Origin of the sequence: Mesobacillus maritimus, from assembly GCF_019749255.1 — a bacterium.
Classification (GTDB): domain Bacteria; phylum Bacillota; class Bacilli; order Bacillales; family Cytobacillaceae; genus Mesobacillus_B; species Mesobacillus_B maritimus_A.
On the sequence record NZ_JACWFH010000007.1, the window covers coordinates 66275 to 87983 of the forward strand.

The 21709-nt window shown below is 37.5% G+C and carries 25 protein-coding genes; 11 read left to right on the plus strand and 14 right to left on the minus strand.

Going from position 1 to position 21709, the window contains the following annotated elements; genetic code table 11:
- Positions 1-33: 33 nt before the first annotated feature.
- The gene (locus H0185_RS03595; RefSeq protein ID WP_221871270.1) at positions 34-948 is read left to right on the plus strand and encodes an LSm family protein; all 915 of its coding nucleotides are present in this window, start codon (positions 34-36) and stop codon (positions 946-948) included.
- A 234-nt stretch (positions 949-1182) separates the two neighbouring features.
- On the opposite strand, the gene H0185_RS03600 is transcribed toward H0185_RS03595, so the two are convergent.
- Both H0185_RS03600 and H0185_RS24205 read right to left on the minus strand, forming a co-directional pair.
- On the minus strand, positions 1183-1683 hold the full coding sequence (locus H0185_RS03600) for a hypothetical protein (protein ID WP_221871272.1): 501 nt from the start codon (positions 1681-1683) through the stop codon (positions 1183-1185).
- Positions 1684-1740: 57 nt separating this feature from the next.
- A complete protein-coding gene (locus H0185_RS24205; RefSeq protein WP_281427541.1) occupies positions 1741-1875 on the minus strand; it encodes a hypothetical protein in 135 nt (44 codons plus the stop codon).
- A 418-nt stretch (positions 1876-2293) separates the two neighbouring features.
- Between H0185_RS24205 and H0185_RS03605 the strand changes: the two genes are divergently transcribed.
- Both H0185_RS03605 and H0185_RS03610 read left to right on the plus strand, forming a co-directional pair.
- A complete protein-coding gene (locus H0185_RS03605; protein ID WP_221871274.1) occupies positions 2294-2539 on the plus strand; it encodes a hypothetical protein in 246 nt (81 codons plus the stop codon).
- Between the two features lie 172 nt (positions 2540-2711).
- Positions 2712-2960 (plus strand): hypothetical protein, encoded by a 249-nt coding sequence (locus H0185_RS03610; protein ID WP_221871275.1) that lies wholly within the window; start codon positions 2712-2714, stop codon positions 2958-2960.
- An 87-nt stretch (positions 2961-3047) separates the two neighbouring features.
- Here the strand turns inward: H0185_RS03610 and H0185_RS03615 are convergent, their stop codons facing one another.
- From H0185_RS03615 to H0185_RS03625, 3 genes are all read right to left on the minus strand, one after another.
- Positions 3048-4682 carry a hypothetical protein gene (locus tag H0185_RS03615; RefSeq protein ID WP_221871277.1) on the minus strand — a complete coding sequence of 545 codons (1635 nt, stop codon included), beginning with the start codon at positions 4680-4682 and terminating at the stop codon, positions 3048-3050.
- A 105-nt stretch (positions 4683-4787) separates the two neighbouring features.
- Positions 4788-5249, minus strand: a complete 462-nt coding sequence (locus H0185_RS03620) for a hypothetical protein (protein ID WP_221871279.1) — start codon at positions 5247-5249, stop codon at positions 4788-4790.
- A gap of 67 nt (positions 5250-5316) precedes the next feature.
- Complete coding sequence (locus H0185_RS03625; RefSeq protein ID WP_343223075.1) at positions 5317-5733, minus strand: hypothetical protein; 417 nt, start codon at positions 5731-5733, stop codon at positions 5317-5319.
- Between the two features lie 272 nt (positions 5734-6005).
- Here H0185_RS03625 and H0185_RS03630 point away from each other — a divergent pair, with 272 nt between their 5' ends.
- From H0185_RS03630 to H0185_RS03655, 6 genes are all read left to right on the plus strand, one after another.
- A complete protein-coding gene (locus tag H0185_RS03630; protein WP_221871281.1) occupies positions 6006-6623 on the plus strand; it encodes an SCO family protein in 618 nt (205 codons plus the stop codon).
- Between the two features lie 195 nt (positions 6624-6818).
- Positions 6819-7775: a peptide-methionine (R)-S-oxide reductase MsrB gene (msrB, locus tag H0185_RS03635; protein WP_221871283.1), complete on the plus strand. Its 957-nt coding sequence runs from the start codon at positions 6819-6821 to the stop codon at positions 7773-7775.
- A gap of 95 nt (positions 7776-7870) precedes the next feature.
- The gene (locus tag H0185_RS03640) at positions 7871-8134 is read left to right on the plus strand and encodes a hypothetical protein (protein ID WP_221871286.1); all 264 of its coding nucleotides are present in this window, start codon (positions 7871-7873) and stop codon (positions 8132-8134) included.
- Positions 8135-8280: 146 nt separating this feature from the next.
- Entirely contained in the window at positions 8281-8712 is a 432-nt protein-coding gene (locus H0185_RS03645; protein ID WP_221871287.1) for an SRPBCC family protein, read from the plus strand.
- Complete coding sequence (locus H0185_RS03650; RefSeq protein ID WP_221871289.1) at positions 8713-9078, plus strand: ArsR/SmtB family transcription factor; 366 nt, start codon at positions 8713-8715, stop codon at positions 9076-9078.
- Between the two features lie 138 nt (positions 9079-9216).
- The gene (locus H0185_RS03655; protein WP_221871291.1) at positions 9217-10221 is read left to right on the plus strand and encodes a DUF3231 family protein; all 1005 of its coding nucleotides are present in this window, start codon (positions 9217-9219) and stop codon (positions 10219-10221) included.
- Between the two features lie 119 nt (positions 10222-10340).
- On the opposite strand, the gene H0185_RS03660 is transcribed toward H0185_RS03655, so the two are convergent.
- From H0185_RS03660 to H0185_RS03670, 3 genes are all read right to left on the minus strand, one after another.
- Positions 10341-11705 (minus strand): MATE family efflux transporter, encoded by a 1365-nt coding sequence (locus H0185_RS03660; protein WP_221871293.1) that lies wholly within the window; start codon positions 11703-11705, stop codon positions 10341-10343.
- A 338-nt stretch (positions 11706-12043) separates the two neighbouring features.
- Positions 12044-12439 carry a GNAT family N-acetyltransferase gene (locus tag H0185_RS03665; RefSeq protein WP_221871295.1) on the minus strand — a complete coding sequence of 132 codons (396 nt, stop codon included), beginning with the start codon at positions 12437-12439 and terminating at the stop codon, positions 12044-12046.
- 387 nt (positions 12440-12826) lie between these two features.
- Complete coding sequence (locus tag H0185_RS03670) at positions 12827-13012, minus strand: hypothetical protein (protein ID WP_221871297.1); 186 nt, start codon at positions 13010-13012, stop codon at positions 12827-12829.
- A 256-nt stretch (positions 13013-13268) separates the two neighbouring features.
- On the opposite strand from H0185_RS03670, the gene H0185_RS03675 reads away from it, so the two are divergent.
- On the plus strand, positions 13269-13694 hold the full coding sequence (locus tag H0185_RS03675; protein WP_221871299.1) for a hypothetical protein: 426 nt from the start codon (positions 13269-13271) through the stop codon (positions 13692-13694).
- Between the two features lie 399 nt (positions 13695-14093).
- Here H0185_RS03675 and H0185_RS03680 read toward each other — a convergent pair whose 3' ends face one another.
- The 4 genes from H0185_RS03680 to H0185_RS03695 form a co-directional block, all read right to left on the minus strand.
- Positions 14094-15227, minus strand: coding sequence for a S1C family serine protease (locus H0185_RS03680; protein ID WP_221871301.1), 1134 nt, complete (start codon positions 15225-15227; stop codon positions 14094-14096).
- 16 nt (positions 15228-15243) lie between these two features.
- Positions 15244-16464 carry a zinc-ribbon domain-containing protein gene (locus H0185_RS03685; RefSeq protein ID WP_221871882.1) on the minus strand — a complete coding sequence of 407 codons (1221 nt, stop codon included), beginning with the start codon at positions 16462-16464 and terminating at the stop codon, positions 15244-15246.
- A 305-nt stretch (positions 16465-16769) separates the two neighbouring features.
- Positions 16770-17378 carry a polysaccharide deacetylase family protein gene (locus H0185_RS03690; RefSeq protein ID WP_221871303.1) on the minus strand — a complete coding sequence of 203 codons (609 nt, stop codon included), beginning with the start codon at positions 17376-17378 and terminating at the stop codon, positions 16770-16772.
- Between the two features lie 50 nt (positions 17379-17428).
- Positions 17429-18436: a glycosyltransferase family 4 protein gene (locus H0185_RS03695; RefSeq protein ID WP_221871305.1), complete on the minus strand. Its 1008-nt coding sequence runs from the start codon at positions 18434-18436 to the stop codon at positions 17429-17431.
- Between the two features lie 451 nt (positions 18437-18887).
- Here H0185_RS03695 and H0185_RS03700 point away from each other — a divergent pair, with 451 nt between their 5' ends.
- Entirely contained in the window at positions 18888-19751 is an 864-nt protein-coding gene (locus H0185_RS03700; RefSeq protein ID WP_246628986.1) for a mechanosensitive ion channel family protein, read from the plus strand.
- Positions 19752-19827: 76 nt separating this feature from the next.
- On the opposite strand, the gene H0185_RS03705 is transcribed toward H0185_RS03700, so the two are convergent.
- Both H0185_RS03705 and H0185_RS03710 read right to left on the minus strand, forming a co-directional pair.
- Positions 19828-20031 (minus strand): hypothetical protein, encoded by a 204-nt coding sequence (locus H0185_RS03705; RefSeq protein ID WP_221871309.1) that lies wholly within the window; start codon positions 20029-20031, stop codon positions 19828-19830.
- A gap of 121 nt (positions 20032-20152) precedes the next feature.
- Positions 20153-21337, minus strand: a complete 1185-nt coding sequence (locus H0185_RS03710) for an MFS transporter (RefSeq protein WP_221871311.1) — start codon at positions 21335-21337, stop codon at positions 20153-20155.
- Between the last annotated feature and the right edge of the window lie 372 nt (positions 21338-21709).

Genomic DNA, 21709 nt, shown 5'->3' on the forward strand with positions numbered 1-21709 from the left:
TAATCCCCCGATAAAAAGAAAGGATGTGAAAAGATGACGAAAGAACAAGACAAAAATTTTTTTGACAATTGTGTTCCATTAGGAGAACATGATGATTTTTGTATTCCAAGGGAATGCTGCCCTGAAAGAATTCTCACTCCACTATACCCTTCTCCTAATTCTTGTTTACCACATGAAGAACTTGAGGAACTAGAGGCTAGAATAGAAGAGGGTAATAGGCTTCTGTTAGACTTAGGTTTGTCGGATCGTGGTAACGGTTTTGATGATGATTTTGCGGAGCTAAATGAAGAAGCACGGATGAGAGCCTTTGATAGCTTGGTGGGACAGATTGTTAGAGTGAAAATTGAGTGCGAAGCGGAAGAAGAAGTAGAAGAAGAGAATGAAGTTGTCGGTTCCACCCCAGGTGGTTCTAATACAATTAAAAAAGTAATTGCAAAGAGACGAGTTGGTCGACTCTCTAGGAAGAAAAAGAAAGTTTTGAAGGAATCGCTAAAAAGAACGAGAGTGCCGGCTAACACGAGGCAAACAAAAAGAACGGTTGAAGGAAGAGTCCACCTTGTTGGTCGAAACTTTGTCCTTCTTAAAAGTACGGATAAGGAAATCTTTATACCGTTGCTCAAAGTTTGCTCAATCTATCTGAAAAATCGATTTGCGAGACCTGCAAACGAAGCGGACTTGCTATGTATAGACCCTTGCTTTAGAAGAGCATTGACCTTCCGGTTTGGTGAAACAGTTGCTTCTTCTCCAGAATTAATTCAACTCTTTTACAGAATTCCTCTTAATATTTATCTATTACTCTTGGAGGGAAAGAGAATTAGAGTTAGATTAGCTGATACTATAGTGGTTGGGACGCTAATAAAAGTAGAAAAAGAACAGATAAGGTTATCCTTAAAAAATGACAAGGAAAGGACTATCTCACTCAATCAAATTTGTTCTATCTTTCACTGAGAAGCCTTGTTGTTGGAGAAGGTTTTCATTTTCCTAAACCCGATTAGATTCGGGTTTCTTTGCTTAGATGAAAGTAACCAGAAAGAACCGAAGGTTTACAATTTACGATTCTTCGAAGTAGAAATGAAAAAACGGTTGTTCTTCTTATCTATCAAATTTGTCATCCTTAAAGCGCAAGAAGAAAGGTGCAAAGGTCGCCATCTGTGACCTTGCACCTTTTTCATTTTAAAATTCTTAGAGCTCAATAGAACAGATTTTATCAAACGGAATGATGCGGTAGCGATATTTTTTTCCTTTGTTTGTTCTGCGTTTACAGCTACCAGACCGCTTTAGTTTTGCTTGTTTACGTTTGCTGCGGATTTCTACAAAGTTTGTACCAACAAAACAAACACGGCCCTTCACTGCCTTTTCTTCACCTTCACAATCGACGTTTAACTTTACATCACAGTCAAGGAGCTGACGGAAACGAAATGCTAAGCCTCCTTGTAACCCTCCTAATCGAACTCTAAAGTCGTGGCTACACAAATGTCCAAATCTAAAGTGACCTGAGCAATAAGAACAATGGCAATCTTTATGAGAATGCCCCTTACACCCATGATGATGACAGGAACTATGGTGGGAGAAAGAGTGGTGGTGATCATGATAAAAATGGCTATGGTGAAAATTACGGTGATCACGGTGATCATGCCCATAGTGGCTAGAGTGATGACATTGATCATGGTTATAATAACTCATTTAATAGCCTCCTTTCTAAAATATTCATATTTGCTAGTTTTGATGAAGAAAGATTCTCTAGTTTCTCTCTTTTTTCTTCTTTTCGAATTTCTCAATGAGAATTTCTTCTACTAATTCTTCTAGTAAATCTTTAAAATCTTCATGGTCGATACAAGCCTTACAGTTCTGTTTCTTTGGTTTGAGAGGAGTCAACACTTTAAACTCCGTACAACAGCAACAGCATTCAAAGTGACTGCGATGGTTTTGTGGGGGCGAATATGAAGGCGAATGATGGGAATGTCGTTGGCTGTGACTGTGGCATGTACAATGTTTATTGTGATTAAAATGCATGTTATTGTGTGACCCCCTACAGCAATGTGAATGGAAATAGGTCATAATAATCCCTCCTTTCATATTTCTCTTATTATTTTATGTGGTATTAAGGAAAATGCATAAGCAGTTGTCCGCTTATATAGGAAAATGGGTAGCTATTAACCTTACGTAAACACTGATGTTTTTAGATAATAATGGAAAACTTTGTACTAAAAAGGGATGTTTGTCTATACCCATTTAAGGTTTGAAAATATATTATATGGAATGGGTAAATACTTTTCGTGAAAGGAGGATTAAAATGACCGAAAAGGATCAAGAAACCATGAAGGATGTCTTGATGAAGCTCCCGCCTAATTATACTGTTGGAACATTATATGTGAACGGGGCAATGATATCTGTTGCGCGTTTTGTGAATTACTCTAAAGGTCTAGCTTATTTTATTGGACCAGATTTAGAGCTAATTCTTATAGATGGGGACAAAATTGATGGAATGAGTTTTGCTACTGAAGAGTGTTGTGAAGATGAAGAGGAAGAATATGAATAGTACAAAGGCTTGAATTCAAAGTATATTGAATAGGTTTTTTGTCATCCTGGGGGTTTTATGTTATTAGCCTCTTTTTCTATTAGAAGGCTGTTTGTCCATGCGTTTTGCCGTTTAATCTAATATATTATACTATCCCTCACTTAGGGTGAAACATACGAAGGAGGTGTTAGATATGAACCAATACAAAAAGTCGATAGAAGATATTCTTAAGAAGTGTCCACCAGGGTATCCGGTTTCAAATCTTATGGGGTATGGGGCGCCTGTGAATCTTGAATACTTTTCAAACTATGACGATGGATTGGCCTACTTCATTGCCAATGGCCAAGTCTTTGTTTATGAGGCTGACAGGATTCATGGATTGATTTTTGGTGCGGCAGATGCGGGTGATGATTTAGAGGGCGAAGAAGAAGGTGAGGATTAAACCATAGCTTCCTACCTTCAAAGATAGCTGGTTTGGACCTAACCAGCTATCTTTGATAGAAAAACTATAAGGAATTTCTAGTAATGCCTAATCATAGCTTTCACAATCAACATCATTTGCAAAAGTGATTCCATCTATTTCATTGCATTCAATGGTTATTACATTTTCACTATCAGAGAAATAAACGAGTTGTTGATCTGGGTCATAATGAATAAAAAATGATACATAAACCTCGGTTCCATTTGTAATAATTGATCTTACAGGGTAGTTTGAAGGAAGCGATTTAAATAAACTAATGAATCCGAGTTTTTCCTCTGTGGCCTCTACATATAGATTATAAAAATCAGGAGATGAAATGGAGTCTTGAGTCAGTTCAGGGTTATCATTGCCTTTTATTTCTAAGTCTTCTGTGGAGACCGGACGATTTTGCGGTACCTCTTGTTTATCCGCTTGAAAATCTACAGGTAAAGGAATATTGTTTTGAAATGGTGGGTTCTCTTCCTGTTTCTCCCCTGATACACCGTTCTCGTTAGAAGTTTCGCTCTGATCTTCTAAAGGGTTTATTGTATAACGGCCATTTTTCTCATTCGTCGAAACTGACCCTATAGGATGAATACTGATTTTCTGAGAAGAAGATGCCTCCTCATGTAGGACGTCCTTGTTAACTTGACTATATTCATCCAAAAAGGAAAGTTGTTCATCCTCTATACTTGGTTCAATGAAAGAAAAGGGTTGCTGTTCCGTGATGTCGTGATTAACAAGATTGGATTCACCTGAAGAGGATGATTCATCACTAGAGAGAAGTGTTTCATCCACCCCATATGGTTCAATGGAATTCGGAGAGTCATCGACTGAGACGTTGTGACCAATGCTACCAACCTCAACACTTGATTCAATGGAGGACGAAGATTCCTCATCTGAGACGTCGAGAACACCACTACTGGATTCATCCGAAGAGGAAGATTCATCACCAGAGAGAAGTGTTTCATCCTCCATACTTGATTCAATGGAAGAAGAAGATTCCTCATCTGAGACGCCGAGAACACCACTACTGGATTCATCCGAAGAGGAAGATTCATCACCAGAGAGAAGTGTTTCATCCTCCATACTTGATTCAATGGAAGAAGAAGATTCCTCATCTGAGACGTCGAGAACACCGCTACTGGATTCATCCGAAGAGGAAGATTCGTTACCAGAGAAAAGTATTTCATCCTCCTCAGAAGATTCAGTGAAGGAAGAAGATTCATCGACTGAGACAACGAAGTCATCGTTATTCGATTTATCCAAATTGGATGATTCTGTTTTAGAATCACCATACTCTGAGTTGGGTAGTAGCGAACCCAATGAGGTTGGATCTGACTTCTGGAATTGCAACTGAAGCTGATGCAACCCATTTTCACTATTTCTGATATCCTCCTCCATACTGTGGATAAGTTCTTGGTTGGCCTGGTTAAGGTCATTTAAAGTATCTGACCATGGACCATCAGACAAGGGTTCTCTCTGGGATCGTTTTAAACTTGTGATGCTTGCCTTAATTTCCTGGAGTTCTGATTTTAGTTTCTTTATTTCAATTAATATTCTCGTTTTTTCTTCGTTGGTGTATAGCCGATCTTGTAGATTATTATAAAAGAAGGTTTGCTGCTGTACCTTTATTAAGTTATGAAGCTGGGTTACATAAAGAGTAGGGTTTAGATTGCGAACGAAATAGGGGAAATTCTCCAATGAGTCTCTCTCCTCTGTATTTTTTTATTAATATATGACTTTAGGCAAATGACGTGAGTTTTTCTAATGATTAAGTTCAACGATGTACTTTTTATATCATTGAAGTCATAATCGATTTGTTAATGTTAGCATACAAGCTGACAGCAGTTGGATGCTTAGACTCAATAGCGCCATAAATAACATCATGTCCTGCTCTGCCCATAAATCAGCCGGAAGTCCGCATAGACTTGGATCTAGTGCAACAGCACCTAGCATTGATCCCATTATCCCACCAACGCCACCATTAAATATACCTGCAATAAACGATTGCATATTAACCATAGAACCAAACAAAGCGCCGACAACAATTCCTAAAAATAAGGTGAAGGTGCTGACAACCTCAAAATGCTGAGGGAACAATAAAAAAAGATTAAGTGCTATCACAAAACTACAAGATGTACTAGCTAAATACGTCACAGTGAAACCAAATCTCTCGCTAAATAAATAACGCCGCTGATATAAGGAGAAATAGCCCCAACCTGTGACCGTAATATTAATGAAGGTGATAAAAATTAATAAAAAGACCATAATCTCCCTCCATAAGAAGTCCTTCTTAATGCATATATACAATTCAATTGACCACTTTTATCTATAATTAAGATCGATAAGCTGAAGTGAGTAATAGTACATAGCAACTCAAAATAAAAAGCTCAATGAATAGAATAAACATTGGTCCTTCAGAGGCAGCTGCGCCAACCATTGGCGACATAATTCCCATCATAAGGCCATTAATATAGCCTGTTAGTACGGATTGGTAATCAAATAAGGCGCCAAATAAACCTCCCGCCACCATACCTAGTAATGCTGTCGATATAATTACCTCAATAAAATGCAAAGGAAAGAGGTTAATCAAAATCACGCCGGTTCCAAGTGCCAATCCACCTCCCGCGGCCATTGCAATATTCATTCCTAAGTGAAAGCCGATTAAATTACGACGAGGATATAGAAAAAGGTATGCTATACATGCAGTAGTCAAATTTAGCAGTAGAAACCACCCAATCCATTGTGGCACAATGATTTACCTCCGTATTCTTAGGTTTAGTATGTCTTTTGCCCTTTGTGGTTTGGAACGGGAAGGTCATTAATCAACATAAATGTCCACCCATTATTCTCCATTAGTTCACTTTATGCATTAAGAAGGTTTTAGGTGTTAGCTTATATTTCAGTTGAATTGTTCAACATAAAGCTCCCCCTTGTGATTGTGGACAGCACCTTTATTATTGAATTCCATAAGATAATAAGGATGAAGTATGAATTATGAAAAACTAGCTGTGAGGGATAAACATGTTTCATGATAAGCGAAGGAAGGGTTTGTATGTTTTTATCAGTCTTTTGATTCTTACGGTAGGAACGTTTGCTCTGAATAAGGTCATTAACACGGGGGAAGATTTACCGGTTCTCGACGAGGCAAATTCTTTTGTGATGGAGGATGCCTACTATGAACCATACGATTCTAATAATCAAAAAGTGAAACTCTTGGCGTTTTTTTATACGAATTGTCCTGACATTTGTCCGCTAACAATGATGGATTTTTCTCTTCTTCAACAAGATTTAGAGGAATCGAACCTTATTGGGACAGAAGTTGAACTAGTAGCGATTACACTTGATCCGGAAGTTGACACTCATGAAGTTATTAAGGATTATGCCGAGAACTTTAATGCGAATCGTGAGGGGTGGAGGTTTCTATTAGGAACTCCAGAAGAAACAAAAAGAATTGCCGACTCCTTCCATATGAAATATAAAAAAGTGGAAGGAGATTATATCGCGCATAATACAACGATGTTTTTAATTGATCAAAACAATAAGATTAGAGGGCTTTATGATATGGCGAACGCGAAGGAAAGAGTGGATAGAGAAGAAATCATGAACTCTATTGAAAAATTGGTTGAATCAAAAAAGTAGTTTCAAGTCTTTTTCCTAGCAATTAAAGAAAAAACAATCAGAGGGGGAAAATGATTTTGTTCCCCCTTCCAACTGCAGAATAGTTGCGAGAAAATGTGTAAACGTGTAGCCTTTATAATTAATACCATCTTCAATGGAGTAATACATCTGTTTATTTTAAAATAGAGAAGAATTAATGATAAGGAGTGGGCGTTTATGTCTGAACAATTTGAGAAGGCAACATTTGCTGGGGGCTGTTTCTGGTGTATGGTTCAGCCATTTGATGAACAACCTGGGATTAAAGAGGTCGTTTCAGGCTATACAGGGGGGCATAAGGAAAACCCTACATACGAAGAGGTTTGCTCTGATACCACTGGACATTATGAAGCCGTACAAATTACGTTTGACCCTGAAGTGTTTCCATATAAAAAGTTGCTTGAACTTTTCTGGCAACAGATAGATCCAACCGATGAAGGTGGACAATTTAATGACCGTGGATTGTCATACCGAACAGCGATTTTTTACCACAATGAAGCACAAAAGGAAATGGCTGAAGAATCAAAAGCGCAAGTGGGGTCAAGTGGGCGTTTCCAAAAACCAATTGTAACAGCGATTTTGCCTGCATCTACTTTTTACCCTGCAGAGGAAAAACATCAAGATTATTATAAAAAGAATTCCTTTCACTATAATCTCTATAAAGAGGGGTCTGGTAGAGCTCGGTTTATCCGTGAGAATTGGAAGAGAACCAAAAGCGATGAGGAGCTACGCAAGGAGTTAACTCCAATTCAATATGAGGTTACTCGAAATAATGCGACAGAACCTCCTTTCCGTAACGAGTTTTGGAACCATACAGAAGAAGGGATCTATGTTGATATTATTTCCGGTGAGCCTCTGTTTAGTTCCAGAGATAAATATGACGCCGGTTGTGGGTGGCCGAGCTTTACTAAGCCAATTCGTCGTTCGGAAATTGATGAAAAGCTAGATACTTCCCATGGTATGCGGAGAATAGAAGTAAGAGGGAAAACCGCAGATACGCACCTTGGTCATGTGTTCGACGATGGACCTGGACCTGATGGGGCAAGGTATTGCATTAATTCTGCTGCATTGAGGTTTGTTCCCAAGGAAAAGCTTGAAGAGGAAGGGTACGGAGAGTATTTAGCGTTGTTCAAGTAATAAGTAGAAATTTGCACCATCCAAATAAATGGATGGTGCTTATATTTTTTGAGTGGAGAAATAATGGGAATACTGTTTGGAGAGGTGATCTATTTATGCAATCTATAAAAGGTGAGATTCTATCGGGAGAATTTGATGAAGTTGATAATGTGTTTACACTTCAAACAATTAAAAGTTTACAAACGGAAACCACTTTGAAGAAAAATCAGTTAGAAAGTTTATATGCTTATTTAGATAGTCATCTTAATGAAGATGGTCAAGTACTCTCACTATCTGATCAATTACTGATTAGGTTGTCGCAAGAGGAAGTAAAAACATTGTTAACTGATTTGGAAAGCATATCGAGGTTGTATCATTAATGTTGGGTTACCTACATAGTACTTGGATTCCTACATTTCGTGCTATGCGTTCACTTGACGTAAAACCAAAAGGTGTTATAAAATAGGTTTTATAATATGAAACCATTAGGTGTTATATTTACAGAAAGATATAAAGGGGAATTAAAATGGAAGAGCAAAATCAAAATACATTACCAGAAATTAAACAAACGATTCTTATAGAAGCACCGATCCAAAAGGTCTGGGAAGTAGTTGCGACTTCTAAAGGAATTGAAGCATGGTTTATGCCCAATAATTTTGAGCCCGAGGTCGGATATGAGTTTCATCTACAATCCCCTTTTGGTCCATCCCCATGCAAGGTGTTGGAAATTGAGGAACCGAATACCCTTTCTTTTTCTTGGGATACTGATGGCTGGGTTGTTTCGTTTCAATTGAAAGAGATGGATAATAAAACCGAATTTACGCTAATCCATGGTGGGTGGAAGCATCCTGATCAAATCATTGGCAAAGCAAATGAGACTAGTTCTGTGATACGTGATCGTATGGCACATGGTTGGGTAGGAATTGTCAGTGAGCTAAAAAAGGTTGTTGAGGGGTAAGTGACAGCTGCTAAGCATGATGTCTTTCAGGCAATTGCAGACCCTACACGTAGAGAGGTACTTAGGCTACTTTCGAATGAGGAGATGCCTATTTCAAAAATCACCTCCTATTTTTCAATAAGCCGCACCGCGATAGTGAAGCATCTTCATATCCTTGCTGAAGCAGATTTAGTTCAAGCGAAAAAGCAAGGTAGGGAAAAGTTATATATGCTCCAACCAGAACCACTTAATGAGGTAAAAGAATGGCTGTCTTATTATGAGCAGTTCTGGAATAACAAACTGTCTGTGCTAAAACATTTTGTTGAAGAAGGAGAGACGCAAGGGTTATCTCTCGTTGAATCAAAAGAGAAAAAACGAACTACGTAAGACCGACAAATAATAATGTCGGTCTTTTTTACTATTTCACGGGTTAAAAGAAAAGGTCAATAGAAAAGGGGATACCTATAGATGAATAGTAGTTAAGTGGTGGGAAAAACTAAAAAAAATAGTTGAGGGAGTGCTGTTATGGAAAAAAACAGCATCCGGTTATCTGCTCCGGAGCTAGCTAGCCTTTGGACTCAGTATATGTTTGATACAATGTCTATTGGTTTTATAAAATATGCACTTGAACATATAGAAGATAAGGATATTTTAGAGGTTTACAGTACCGCATTACAGTATTCTGAATCTCATGTGAAGAAAATCAAAGAATTTTTTAATGGTGAGCAGTATCCCGTGCCTAAGGGATTTACCGAAGAAGACGTGAATGTCAAGGGGCCGCGCCTGTTTCAAGATCCCTTCTATTTAAATTATATGTATATCATGTCGATACAAGGGATAACAGGTTATGGACTATCCGTTGGCACATCCATTCGTTCTGACCTACGTAACTATTACATGACTTGTAACAATGAAGTCATGAATCTGTTTAATAAAACCATTGAAGTCATGCTGTCGAAAGGTCTTTATTCTCGGCCTCCTGTTCTTTCGCCCCCTAGGTCCATTGACTTTGTTAAACAACAAAGCTTTTTAACAGGCTGGTTTGGAGAACGACGACCATTAACTGCTATGGAAATCGGGGATATTACCTTTAATATGAATAAAATGCATTTACATGTAGCGTTGAAGGTAGGTTTTAGCCAAGTGGCTGAATCAGACAAGGTGCGCAAATATATTCAAAGGGGAACGCAAATTTCAACTAAACATATAGGGGCATTCGAATCCATTTTTCGTGAAGAAAAGTTAAATTCACCGATATCTTGGTCATCTTATGTTACGGATACCAAAACATCACCATTTTCAGATAAGTTTATGTTGTATCAAGTTCAATTGTCTTCTCAAATTGCTGTTGCTTTCTATGGAACGGCTTTAAGTGTAACATCAAGGAGAGATTTAGCACTGCAATATGTGATGTTTACGGCGGAACTAGCAAAATATGCAGAAGATGGCGCGAATTTAATGATTGAAAAAGGCTGGTTAGAGGAGCCACCTTTAGCACCTGATAGGAGATCTCTTGCAAAAGGAGAATAAATATAATGCTTTACTCTCTTTTTAGGAGATTGCTTTTCCCATCAAACCTATATAAATAAAATAAGGTGATGAGGGTTCCCATCACCTTAAATGAAATTAATATGGATGAAGTTTGAATCTTATAGTCCGTGTTGTTCCTCTGTCATTCTCCGCTGAACAAGCCGTAGTCGAATTAAGAAACCCAAGGCTGCGAACGTAAGACCTAAAGAGATGCCAATCCAGAACCCAATGGGACCAAGTCTTGTAAACGCGGCAAGGAGATACCCAGAAGGGATGCCAATAATCCAGTACGCGATAAATGTAATAACAAATGGGAGTCTCACATCTTTATAACCGCGTAGTACCCCTTGCAGGCCAGCCTGAGCAGCATCTGAAAGTTGATAAATGATAGCCACCAAAAAAATTTGGCTAGCAAGCAAAACGACTTCACGATCCTGAGAATAAAGATAGGCAATCGGTTCTCTAAAATAATAGAGGAATACAGCTCCGACGGCTAAGAAAGCAATTCCACCCAAAACGCCCATATACGCATATTGTTTTGCTGCTTGAAACTCTTTCCCCCCAACTGAAAACCCGACGACAATCGTTAGTGCCATTGATATACTTAGAGGAATCATGAACATCAATGAAGTAAAGCTAAGGACAATTTGGTTAGCAGCAATCGTCAAAGTCGAGAACATTGCACCAATTAGCAGTGTTACTACTGCGAAGATACTCGCCTCGAAAAAGATTGATAGACCAATTGGGATACCAATTGAAAGCTGTTCCTTCCAAGCCGTCCAAGAGGGCTTTACCCATTTTACAAAGAGGCGATAATTCCGAACGGTTTCAATTTTAAAGGTCATAAGGATACTAAGGATAAGGATAATCCAGTATGTAACCGCGGTTGCATAACCGGCACCTACGCCTCCAAGAGCTGGTAACCCAAAGTTCCCAAAGATAAATCCATAGTTTAGTAGAATATTAAATGGAACAGCCAACACTGTAATAAACATTGTAATTTGCGTAAATCCTTGGCCATCAAAAAAGTTTCTTAGTACGTTTGATAAAAATAAAGGAATAACTCCCATAGACAAACCTACTAAATAATGAAAGGCGATTCGATGTACCTCAGGGTCTAAATTCATTAAAGCTAAGATTGGATCAAGTGCGAAAAAACCTGCTACAACGACTATTAACGAAAGGATAATGGCTAAATAAAAAGCCTGAGTGACAAAGTAGTGGATATTACCTGTTTGTTTGTTTCCTAGAAATTGAGCAACGATGGGAGTAACGGCTAATAATATGCCATTTATTCCCGTAAAAACTGGCATCCATAAACTTGAACCCATGGCGACACCAGCCAGGTCATCTGTTCCAACACGTCCAGACATCATTGTATCAACCAAATTCATTGCATATAAACTTAGCTGCGTAACCATTATTGGCCAGAGTATGGAGACAAATAAGCTTAGTTTTTTCTTAGTTGTATTCGCATGGTACATGAATGCTCCTCCTAGTGCAACTGAAAATAATCTAGATCTTACTTTTTTTCTGCGTGAAATGTATCTTGGCAAAATTGAGAAACCAAAAATTATACGATCTTTCCATATCTGCAGCGGATAGATAAAAAGTATCAACAAGCAATTTTATCAGATGGATTTCTTTCAATCAAGTTTTCAAAAAGTAGAATGGAGTTGTTGTTATCGAGTATATTGGTGATGAATAAAGGAGGCATTAGCAGGGGAGGTAGGTGATATACGGTGTAAAAAGGGTTTAAGAATATTAAACATGTAAAAGGCAGTGAAGATAGGACTTCATCTGCCGGGAGAAAATTTGATTATTAATAAACAGAAAGAGGGTGTTCTTTCTTATTTTCTTCTTGTAAGGTTTGTTCTGTGTCGAATTTTTCAACAAATGTTTCTGTTGTTTCGTTTGCTGTCAACTTCTTATCTGGATAGAGTTCTAGTAATTCTTTAATCATTCGTTTGCCAAATCCTTTATCCCGATGAGATGGATTTACGGATAGGTGTTGCAATTGAATTTCTATTTCGCCTATTTTCACTCCAATTACACCAATCATGCCTTCTTCTTCTTTCCAGAGATACAGCTGACGGTTTTGTTCTGATACATATTCATTTATTGTTTGCAAAAGTTTCTGTAAATCTTTTTCATCCGGATTAAATGATAAAAGCCCCATGGCAATTTTTTCGTGATTTTTATTGTAACGAATCAACATCGATTTACACCTCCCAGTAGCCCGTAAAAAAATAGGGCAAATGAAACCTTCTGTTCGTAATAATATCTCGAACTTTTTCTCTATAGCAAATTCACACCGATATTTACATTATGACAGAAAATTTATTTTATGTGCACCTATTTTTACGAGAATCCTTATCCAACAAATGTAAAGTTTTCTATGTATCACAGTAAAAGACATTTCTAAGATCTTATTTGTCCGTTGAAATACCCTGCCTGAGCATAAAGACGGAGGTGATTTGTAGTATTCAAAGCGGATAAGGTGTAAAAGAAATATAATATGTACTTTTCTAGAAAAATCATTTCGTGAATTTAAGAAAAACAAAAAGGAGGTGAAGGTTCACCTCCCATAATAATGTAATGTTGACTAAGAGCGTTGTATTTGTGAGGAAGAGAAGTTCTTAATCATAACCTGTAAGTTCCTCTGTCCCTCTCTTAATTTAATGGTTTCTTCAATTATCTTTTGAAAACCTTCTAATTCACGATCAGATGCATTTAATAAGGATTTCGGTATGCCTTCGACGATTTGTTGTAGGGTTAAATCCATGGCCACGATTATAACCACCTTTCGATTTTTTCGTTAGACATAACTTTCTCTTATTTAATATTTTTTTCAGGTGTGGATTTTTCCTGCATTTACAGCAAAAAACTTCTCAACAATTATCAACAAATTAAGGTAAAAGCGGGGAAATCTGGCTTCATCTATCAAATAACGACGGTATTCAGTGTATATATTTAGGTATTCGGTTATTATCCTAGTTGAAAATACGAATTTGGAAGTTCTCAAGAGATTAGGGATAAAATACAGGATGCTACTTAAAATAGAAGAAAAAGAAAGGGATACGACAATGAATAAGAAGATTGGTGCAATACTAGTGGTCCTTTTTTGTAGTTATTCCCTATGTTGTGGGAGTCCAAGTGCTTCTGATCTTAAGAAGGATGAGTTGGAACATGTAACCTTAATTTTACTACATCAGAAAATGGTTGATGCGTTGAAAGATCACTATGGGGGTATTACTCAGTTTCAAGATTTACAGCTCGTCAAGATTGTTTCGAGGAATGTTCCAGCTGACATGAAGGATGATTCTGCATTTAAATCTCATGGGACAGTTTATGATCTTATTGTTCAGCTCCAAGCCTTTGCAGGGGAAGGGAAGAAAGAGAAGGTTACCATTGTATTTAGCAATGAATTTGCGAGCGACGGTTTTGAAGTTGTTTCGTTTAATGTTGAATAATGAGATAGTACGGAGGTTATTGGATAATAAAGACGTTATATAGTACCCACAGTCTCGAATCCCTGACGTGTAAATCAATATAAAAGGAAGCACGCGAGGTGCTTCCTTTTTCATCATCAATGAGATTAGAGATGTTACTTAAATATTCCTTTTTACACTACAGCTGGCACTTTGATCAGACCAAGAACCTTTGAAAGAAAGTTTCTAATTGTGAATGATCCTCTTAAGACCCTGATAAATAGGGTAGGCAACAAGCGGAAAAGAATATTCAAAGTAAATCCCCCCACATTGAAGTTTAGTGTTTTTATTGAAAACACTAAGGGTATTTTGTCCAAAGAACAACCCGTTTATGAACATAAATTTGTTGGTTGAAGAAATTATAGAAATAGAGGTATAACTTTACTTGATTTCTTCTCCTTTTCCGCTGAGAAGTTTTAGTTGGTCGTTTTCATAGCCTAACTCATAAGTGACTTTGTATTTTACATTTTTATTTGCTCCGTTATTTCTTTCATCAGCACTTATTGTGGCAATGGCGGTTATCGTGTCTCCATCATTTGTAAGAGTGATTTCCTCGACGTAGACAGTAGTAGTATCCAGATAGCCTTTGCGGAAGTCTGTGTAGTTTGTCTTTGACTGCCAAGAGCTTCCAAGTAGGGAATACGCTGTAACATAGTCACCTAAATTTAGTGCTTCATAAAAATAATTCACCACATACTGAGCATAATCTTCAATAGAACCACCCTCATATAACGGTTCCTCCGTTTTAAAAGACACACTAGGTAGGGAGGTCATCGGTGTTTCCGACCATCCTTCTATGAGTGGAAGTACATCCGTAATAGGAATACTAAAGCCAATGGTGCCTTGGTTAGAAGCGGCCGAATTAATGCCTAATACCTCACCGGTTTTTCGGTCAATAAGTGGACCGCCACTATTACCAGGTGCAATTGGTGCGGAGATTTGATAAACATCTTCGTACTGAAAGTTATCTATATTCAAATCACGTTCAAGTCCGCTGATGATTCCTGTTGTCACTGTATTCTGAAAGCCTAATGGACTTCCTAATGCTAACACCTCATCACCAATCTCAGCAGTTCTTGAGCGGGCAATTTTAAGAGGATCTACTTCTTTTAGACCTTCAACACGGACTACTGCAATGTCCGTGTCATTGCTAATTCCAATAACCTCTCCGGTGAACTCTTTTGAATCGGTGGTATTAACCTTGACCTCTCTCGCATTGGCCACTACATGAGCGTTAGTAATAACATCACCTTTATCATTGTAGAGAAAACCAGAGCCAAGTGAGCCGTCCTCTAGTTCAATTTTCACAACAAGTTTTTGAGTTTCATGAATGATTTCCTTCAAATCTTTTAACTCAACCTTTTGTTCGGTACCATTTTCATCTGTAGCTTTTATTAAATTTGAGGTGAAAGTTAACTGATTCGGGATGTCTTTCGTTATCTTAAAAAACAAATAGGTACCTGCTCCTATTATAAGGAAGCTCAGGACCCCACTTATGATCCATTTTTTTTTCATTTATCCTTAGCCTCCTTTAATTCAGGTACCAAGTTATATTATCAATCTCTACCGAGACATTCTTGTGAACTCCATAATAAGTATCTTCAAATGATCCAACAGCACCTGGTGCCAATTCGTATGGATATACGGAGGCATCACCTGTATCGATGGCCTCGTCATTTTCGTCGTATATCGTATAGAAAATAGTAATTGCCGTAATTCCTTTTGTAGCCACATTTTTGACAGACCCAGATAGATAAAGGTCGCCATATTCATCGACCTCAACGGAAAAATCAGATACCTCCACCGCAGCAGTTCGATTCTTTAAGTCTTCTTGAGCAGCTGCCTCCATAGCTTGTTCAATTCTCTGCTGTTCGGCTAATTCAAATGCAGCTTTTTCCTGGCTAACACGCTCTTTTAACGATAATAATTTTTCATTATTGATTGCGTATTGAAGACCTTTATCGATAATGGAAACAGCGTCGGAATACTGTTTATTGGTTAATTCTGCTTCGGCCTCATCAATACTAAATTGGACAATTTTATTCAGGATTTCCTCTTTAACTGCACTTGCTTCTTTTTTAGGCATTGAAGCAAGAATGGATAGTTTACTCGCTAATTGGTCAACGGAATTTAATTCAGCTAGTTCTTGTTTAACAGTTCCGACGGTAATACCGATGTTTTTGTCGTCAATTTGTTTATGAAATGGGGTAAATAATGGACCGTTTTGGTGATTTAACTTATCTTTCAAACTCGCTAGTTCTTTTGAAGCTTGGCTAAACTGAGTTTTTTTTATTTGTTCACTGATTAAGTTTAGGGTCTGTTCATATTCACTCGCTTCATTAATGGCACTTAAGTCATTTTGAAGTACAGTATTGTCTGGACGCAAAGTCAGAGCTTCAAGTAAGTATTCTTTTGCTTTTTTATAATTTCCTGCGAGAGCCGTTTCATCGGCTGAGTTTTTCAAATCTACAACTTCTTCATTTATATTTTTGTCATGTAAGTAATAGGCAGTAAGGATAACCGAAACAATAATAAGGCTGAAAATAGGTAGAAGAACTGGTAAGTAGCGGATTATTGGTTTCTGTATTTCTTCTTGCTCCACCTGTATTCCAGCAGCTGTTTCTTCTATTAAGATGGTTTCCAGATTTTTAGGATCCAGTGTATGTTTCGGTTGATTCTGCACTTTTGCTCCACATTGTGAGCAAAAATGGGAGTTCTCAGCGAGCTGCTCCCCACATTGGTGGCAATACATTCCGATTTCCCCCTTGAAGCTTTCTAGTTAGTTATTTTATCATAGATTCTCAACAGTAACTGCCGAAAATAATTTCCTATTATAGTAAGTTTCATACACCTAAAAGGTATCGAGACCTTTTTCCCTTATTCTAAAAAGATAAGTATAATGGTATAGTACTAACTTTGCTAGTATATTCTTAGGAAATTGTTTTAAAAAGTATCTTGATGTATATACATACTTTACCCTTGCTTCTTTGGTCAATAAGACAAAAAAACACATGACAATTTGAAAATGAGTGTCATGTGTTTATAGTTCAATAACAATTAAAGTTTCCCAAATTCATACCCCAGTTTTTTAATTTTTGTGATTAGAGTGGGAAGAGCTTCGAGTGTCTGAGGTAATTCATGAAGAAGAATAATGGCTGCATCCTCTAAATGATTGATGACATTAGAAATAATTTGTTCAGGATTGTTCTTCAGTTCCCAATCCATTGAGGCAATTCGCCAAAGAACGGGTACTAACCCTAATGCGTGTGCGGCTGAGAGAGTTTGGTCATTATACTGACCAAACGGAGGGCGGAAGTATGCAATCTTGGTTCCGGTAATCCCTTCAATCTTAATAACACTTTGTTTAAGATCTTTGAATTGTTCTCCAAAGCTTAAGTTCGTCATATTCCTATGCTTCGTTGAATGTGTTCCAATTTGATGACCTTCCTCAAGAACTCGTTTCCATGGACGTGACTCATACATTAGCCTTGATTGCCAGAAAAATGTAGCGGGTACGTTCTCTTTTTTAAGTACGTCTAAGATTGGCAACAATACTGTGCTGGGGCCATCATCAAAAGTTAAAACAACTGATTTGTGATTTGTAGCTTTTATCGATGTTAAGACATCTGGATCCTTAGAGTCGTACACGACCCTTGAGTTTTTCACTACTCATGGACTTTTCATTTTGTACTTCAACCCCCAATACTTAAACTAAATTATTTTCTATTATGAATAATATGTTTGTATAGTTCTGATAAGGATTTTGCTTCATTTGAATTGGTATGATGTTTTGCTATATACTCCTGGGCTGTCCTTCCTAGCTTCGTTCGTACGTCATGATGTTGGATCAACTGTTTAGCAAAATGATAAAAATCTACTATATTCTCATACACAAATCCGGTCGAACCATGAGTAACTAGGCTGAGATTTCCATTGTTTTTAGAAACCAAAACTGGAAGTCCTGAAGCCATTCCTTCCATAATAGCTGTCGACTGTCCTTCTGAATAGGACGTGTTTAACAGGACATCTGCTTGCTGATAAATTGTTCCCATTTTTTTGTGCTGAACTTCGCCAATATATCGAACCCAAGGCTGATTTTCATCTATGAGTGTTTTTACTTGCTGCCATTCCGTTTCTTCCAGAACCGGCCCTACAAGTAACAGCCTAATAAAAGGAAACTCACTTTGAATATTCTTTAACCCGTTAATGGCAAAAGGAATGTTTTTCACATGCCTAATTCCGGCAGGCAGAACAAATAAGAGAGTGTTTTCTTCCTTAAGAAAAGGGAAGCCGGAGTCTACATCAAGTTCATCAGTGTCTTGTGGGATGACGACCACTTTGTTCGTAACAGTCGGTACTTCACGGATTAACAATTGTTTCGCTTCTTCACTAAAAACATGAACAAACTCCGCCTCTAGCACACATTGGACAACATTTTTCCTTTTGTTTTGGTCAAATAAATCATGGTTCAAATCTGTACCCGTTAACGTAACCACATAATCATCTATTTTCGTTGATACTTCTTGCTTAAGTTTATAAAAATGATAAGCATTAAAACCATGGATCATGTCACCAGATGGAAGGGTTTTTATGTTATGACCTTCAGTGATTGAGACTACTTCTGTTTGTATCTTTAGTTTAGATAACTTTTCTGCTATTCGCTGGACAGTAATAGTGTTTCCGCGTTGTTGATGGTAATTGGGTGTTACCAGGATAACTTTCATTTGAGACACATCCTAAAAGCGGTTTTCCTCGTTTGTATTTGAAGCCCCGAGTGTCCGTTTATAATAGCAAAAAAATGTAACATCGACCAATATATCCTACAAGAATCAATCATCAACCTGTTTATTCTTACTAAGAATTTTTTTGTTTGGGATACTATACTACTGGAATAATGTTTGAAATGGGAGTGGATATGAGTTTGAGCTACTTATATATTTCCAGGGAAAGGAAAAAGTTCGACAGGAATAGTCTTTTTGTTCACACTCGCTTCTCTTGTTCAGACTTTTTTCGACTTCTAGGGGCGTTATTTTGGTTTTTTAGAATAATTTTTTTTAGGTGAAATGTTTATTATTTCTTATACAGGGAATAAAAATATTGGACTAATCTCTTATTGACTATTAGAATAGATATTTGTAAAAAAAGCCTTGTTTTGAAAAAGAAAGGATGTTTGTTTTGTTTGACTTAGGGAATTTTGATTGGGAAGTTTTACTAATTAATACTGGTATTATAGTTTTAAAGGTTATCGGTATTTTTATTGCTTTTGCCATTGTTAAGGCAGTAGGAAACAAAGTGCTACAAAGGACCTTTACTAGATTGATGAATAGAGAGGATATAACTGAAGGACGTGCCTTGACTTTGCAAAGGTTAGCAGAAAATATTTTATCTTATGTTCTTATTTTTATTCTTGTTGCATCTTTGTTTAGTATCTTTGGTTTATCAGTCGCAAGTCTTATTGCTGGGGCAGGTATCGTTGGGTTGGCAATCGGTTTCGGGGCTCAAGGACTAGTTAGTGATGTTGTTACTGGATTTTTCCTTTTATTAGAAAAACAAATTGATGTTAATGACTATGTTACAGTTGGAGCGGTCGATGGAGTTGTTGAAGCAGTAGGCTTAAGAACTACTCAAATAAGAAGCTTTGACGGAACCCTAAACTATCTTCCTAACCGTGAAATAACGAGCGTTAGCAACCATTCTCGCGGAAACATGCGTGCGTTAGTTGATATAGGCATTTCCTACGATGATAATATTGATTATGCTATCGAAGTAATGCAGAGAGCATGCGATCTTGTTGCTTCACAAAATCCTGTTGTTGTAGAAGGTCCTAATGTTATTGGTGTCCAAGCGTTTGGTTCTTCTGAGGTGGTATTAAGGGTTATTGCAAAAACACAAAATGGAGAACAGTGGGCAGTAGAACGCCAACTACGTAAAGCTATTAAGGAAGCCTTCGATACTAATGGTATTGAAATTCCATTCCCACACCAAGTTCTTGTTCAGAAAAATGGGGAAAACCCAAGCAATTCATTTGGACAAGCATAATCAGTACAAGTTAGGCACCATTTGAATGGTGCCTTTTCAAGTTGGGGGTTATTTAGTTTTAAAGGCCTATAAACATCTATGCTCCTTCTTTATATGTATTTTTCCTATGGTTCAGGTCAATGACGATATCACCCACGCCCATTGCAATTAGACCATTTAATAAACCGAACAATGGATAAAGCGGTGCTCCGCCGCTACTAAAGAACATCATGATTATCATCACTAGGCTAAAGAAAACAAATACTATACCTAAAACATATAAAATGCGACCAACAGCCATAAATCACCACCTCCAGTCAAATTAAGGATTTTCCAATCTATCAAATCTATTAACATACCTTGACTTTGCGTGTTACAGAGTAAAACGCCAGCGACCAACAGTTGGTCGCTGGCGCAAACATCTATGCTTTGATTTGATCGACGATTTTTTGATTATGGTCTAAGTTTGTGGTCCGACTTCGTATAGATAAGCCTGCAGTGAGAAGGGAAAGGACAATAAACAATCCCCCAATCGTTGGCGTTAGACTAATAGAAGCACGTTCAATCACGACACCTCCAACGACTGCCCCAAAAGCGATTCCAAAGTGGAGCGAGGAATTGCTTAGGCTTTGTTGAATGTCCGAGGTTTCTGGTGATGTTTCAATTAAATAGCTTTGCATTGCAGGGGATATTAACCAGCTCAACATTCCCCATATCATTAAACCTATTAAAAATAATGCCAATATTGGCGTTGTGAATGGAATAGCTAGAAGAATCAGCCCTAGCCCAATAATGGCTATCATAATTGTCCGGTTCGCTCCCAAAATATCAGCCATTGTTCCACCGATTCCGCCGCCGCAAACTGCTGCAATTCCGAATAGAAAATATACGACCCCAATCCAGCTGTCTTCCAATCCTGTGGTTGATTGAATATATGGTTTTAAATAAGCATACAAAACCGTATGACCTGTCATGTATAAAAAGGTTGTTGCATGAGCGAAAGACACTTTTTGACTTTTTAACGTCGCAAGCTGTCTTCGTAGAGGAACACCTGGTTTTGGGTCTACTTTATCCATAAGGTAATAAACTCCAATAATTGATAAAACAGTAAGAACAGTGATGAGAACAAAGGGAGCTCTCCATCCGTAAAGGTTCCCGAGAAATAAACCTAAAGGTACCCCTAAGACAAGGGAACCACTAACTCCCATTGAGACTATCCCGATTGCCCTTCCGCGATATTTTGCCTCCACCAGGCTTGGGGCCATTACCAAGCATAAAATAATTAATAATGCGCCACTGGTCGCAGTGATTATTCGTCCGGTAAACAGAATACTGTAATTTGCTGAAAATACCGTCACAATATTTCCAATTAAAAAGACAAATAAAGAAATAAGAGTTAATTTTTTTCTTTCAATTTTTGAGGTCATCAATAAAAGAATTGGAGAGGCGATCGCAAAAATGAATGAAAAAATGGTGATAAGATGGCCTGCTTGACCAAGCGTAATATGTAAATCTTCAGCAATTAAATCTAATATGCCGCTTATGATCAACTCGACCATCCCAATTACAAAGGAAACAATCATTAAAAAATATACACGTTTATCCACAACTACCGCCCTTTCTATGAAGCTACGAAACTAATAGTAACGTTGGGAAAGGAAGAAAACAAGAAGGAAATCGAAATTAATCTCAACTACGTATTGCTTGATAGATGTAAAATTACTTTGTTTCTACATTCCCAATGACCTATATATAAACTTGGCAACATTTGTAATAGGATGGATTGAACAGGAAATGCTATTTGCTAAAGGCTCATTTCACAAGGTTGTTTTCGGAAAAATTGCTAATTTTCAGAGACCAAGTATAGATAGTTATGGATTTTATACACGTTTATCACCCGCTTTTCATAATTGTACGTTTTTTTAAAATCCATCAATAAGCTAAATCATAGGGTCTTTGATCTTAAAAAAGCGATTTGT

Excerpts from the sequence above, each read along its gene's own strand:
- H0185_RS03645 (WP_221871287.1), top strand. The coding sequence starts at position 8,281 with ATGGAAGAGCAAAATCAAAATACATTACCAGAAATTAAACAAACGATT.
- H0185_RS03605 (WP_221871274.1), top strand. The coding sequence starts at position 2,294 with ATGACCGAAAAGGATCAAGAAACCATGAAGGATGTCTTGATGAAGCTC.
- H0185_RS03705 (WP_221871309.1), bottom strand. The coding sequence starts at position 20,031 with ATGGCTGTTGGTCGCATTTTATATGTTTTAGGTATAGTATTTGTTTTC.
- H0185_RS03640 (WP_221871286.1), top strand. The coding sequence starts at position 7,871 with ATGCAATCTATAAAAGGTGAGATTCTATCGGGAGAATTTGATGAAGTT.
- msrB (WP_221871283.1), top strand. The coding sequence starts at position 6,819 with ATGTCTGAACAATTTGAGAAGGCAACATTTGCTGGGGGCTGTTTCTGG.
- H0185_RS03610 (WP_221871275.1), top strand. The coding sequence starts at position 2,712 with ATGAACCAATACAAAAAGTCGATAGAAGATATTCTTAAGAAGTGTCCA.
- H0185_RS03600 (WP_221871272.1), bottom strand. The coding sequence starts at position 1,683 with ATGAGTTATTATAACCATGATCAATGTCATCACTCTAGCCACTATGGG.
- H0185_RS03675 (WP_221871299.1), top strand. The coding sequence starts at position 13,269 with ATGCTACTTAAAATAGAAGAAAAAGAAAGGGATACGACAATGAATAAG.
- H0185_RS03685 (WP_221871882.1), bottom strand. The coding sequence starts at position 16,464 with ATGTATTGCCACCAATGTGGGGAGCAGCTCGCTGAGAACTCCCATTTT.
- H0185_RS03660 (WP_221871293.1), bottom strand. The coding sequence starts at position 11,705 with ATGTACCATGCGAATACAACTAAGAAAAAACTAAGCTTATTTGTCTCC.
- H0185_RS03595 (WP_221871270.1), top strand. The coding sequence starts at position 34 with ATGACGAAAGAACAAGACAAAAATTTTTTTGACAATTGTGTTCCATTA.
- H0185_RS03665 (WP_221871295.1), bottom strand. The coding sequence starts at position 12,439 with ATGTTGATTCGTTACAATAAAAATCACGAAAAAATTGCCATGGGGCTT.
- H0185_RS03620 (WP_221871279.1), bottom strand. The coding sequence starts at position 5,249 with ATGGTCTTTTTATTAATTTTTATCACCTTCATTAATATTACGGTCACA.
- H0185_RS03680 (WP_221871301.1), bottom strand. The coding sequence starts at position 15,227 with ATGAAAAAAAAATGGATCATAAGTGGGGTCCTGAGCTTCCTTATAATA.
- H0185_RS03655 (WP_221871291.1), top strand. The coding sequence starts at position 9,217 with ATGGAAAAAAACAGCATCCGGTTATCTGCTCCGGAGCTAGCTAGCCTT.
- H0185_RS03630 (WP_221871281.1), top strand. The coding sequence starts at position 6,006 with ATGTTTCATGATAAGCGAAGGAAGGGTTTGTATGTTTTTATCAGTCTT.
- H0185_RS03695 (WP_221871305.1), bottom strand. The coding sequence starts at position 18,436 with ATGAAAGTTATCCTGGTAACACCCAATTACCATCAACAACGCGGAAAC.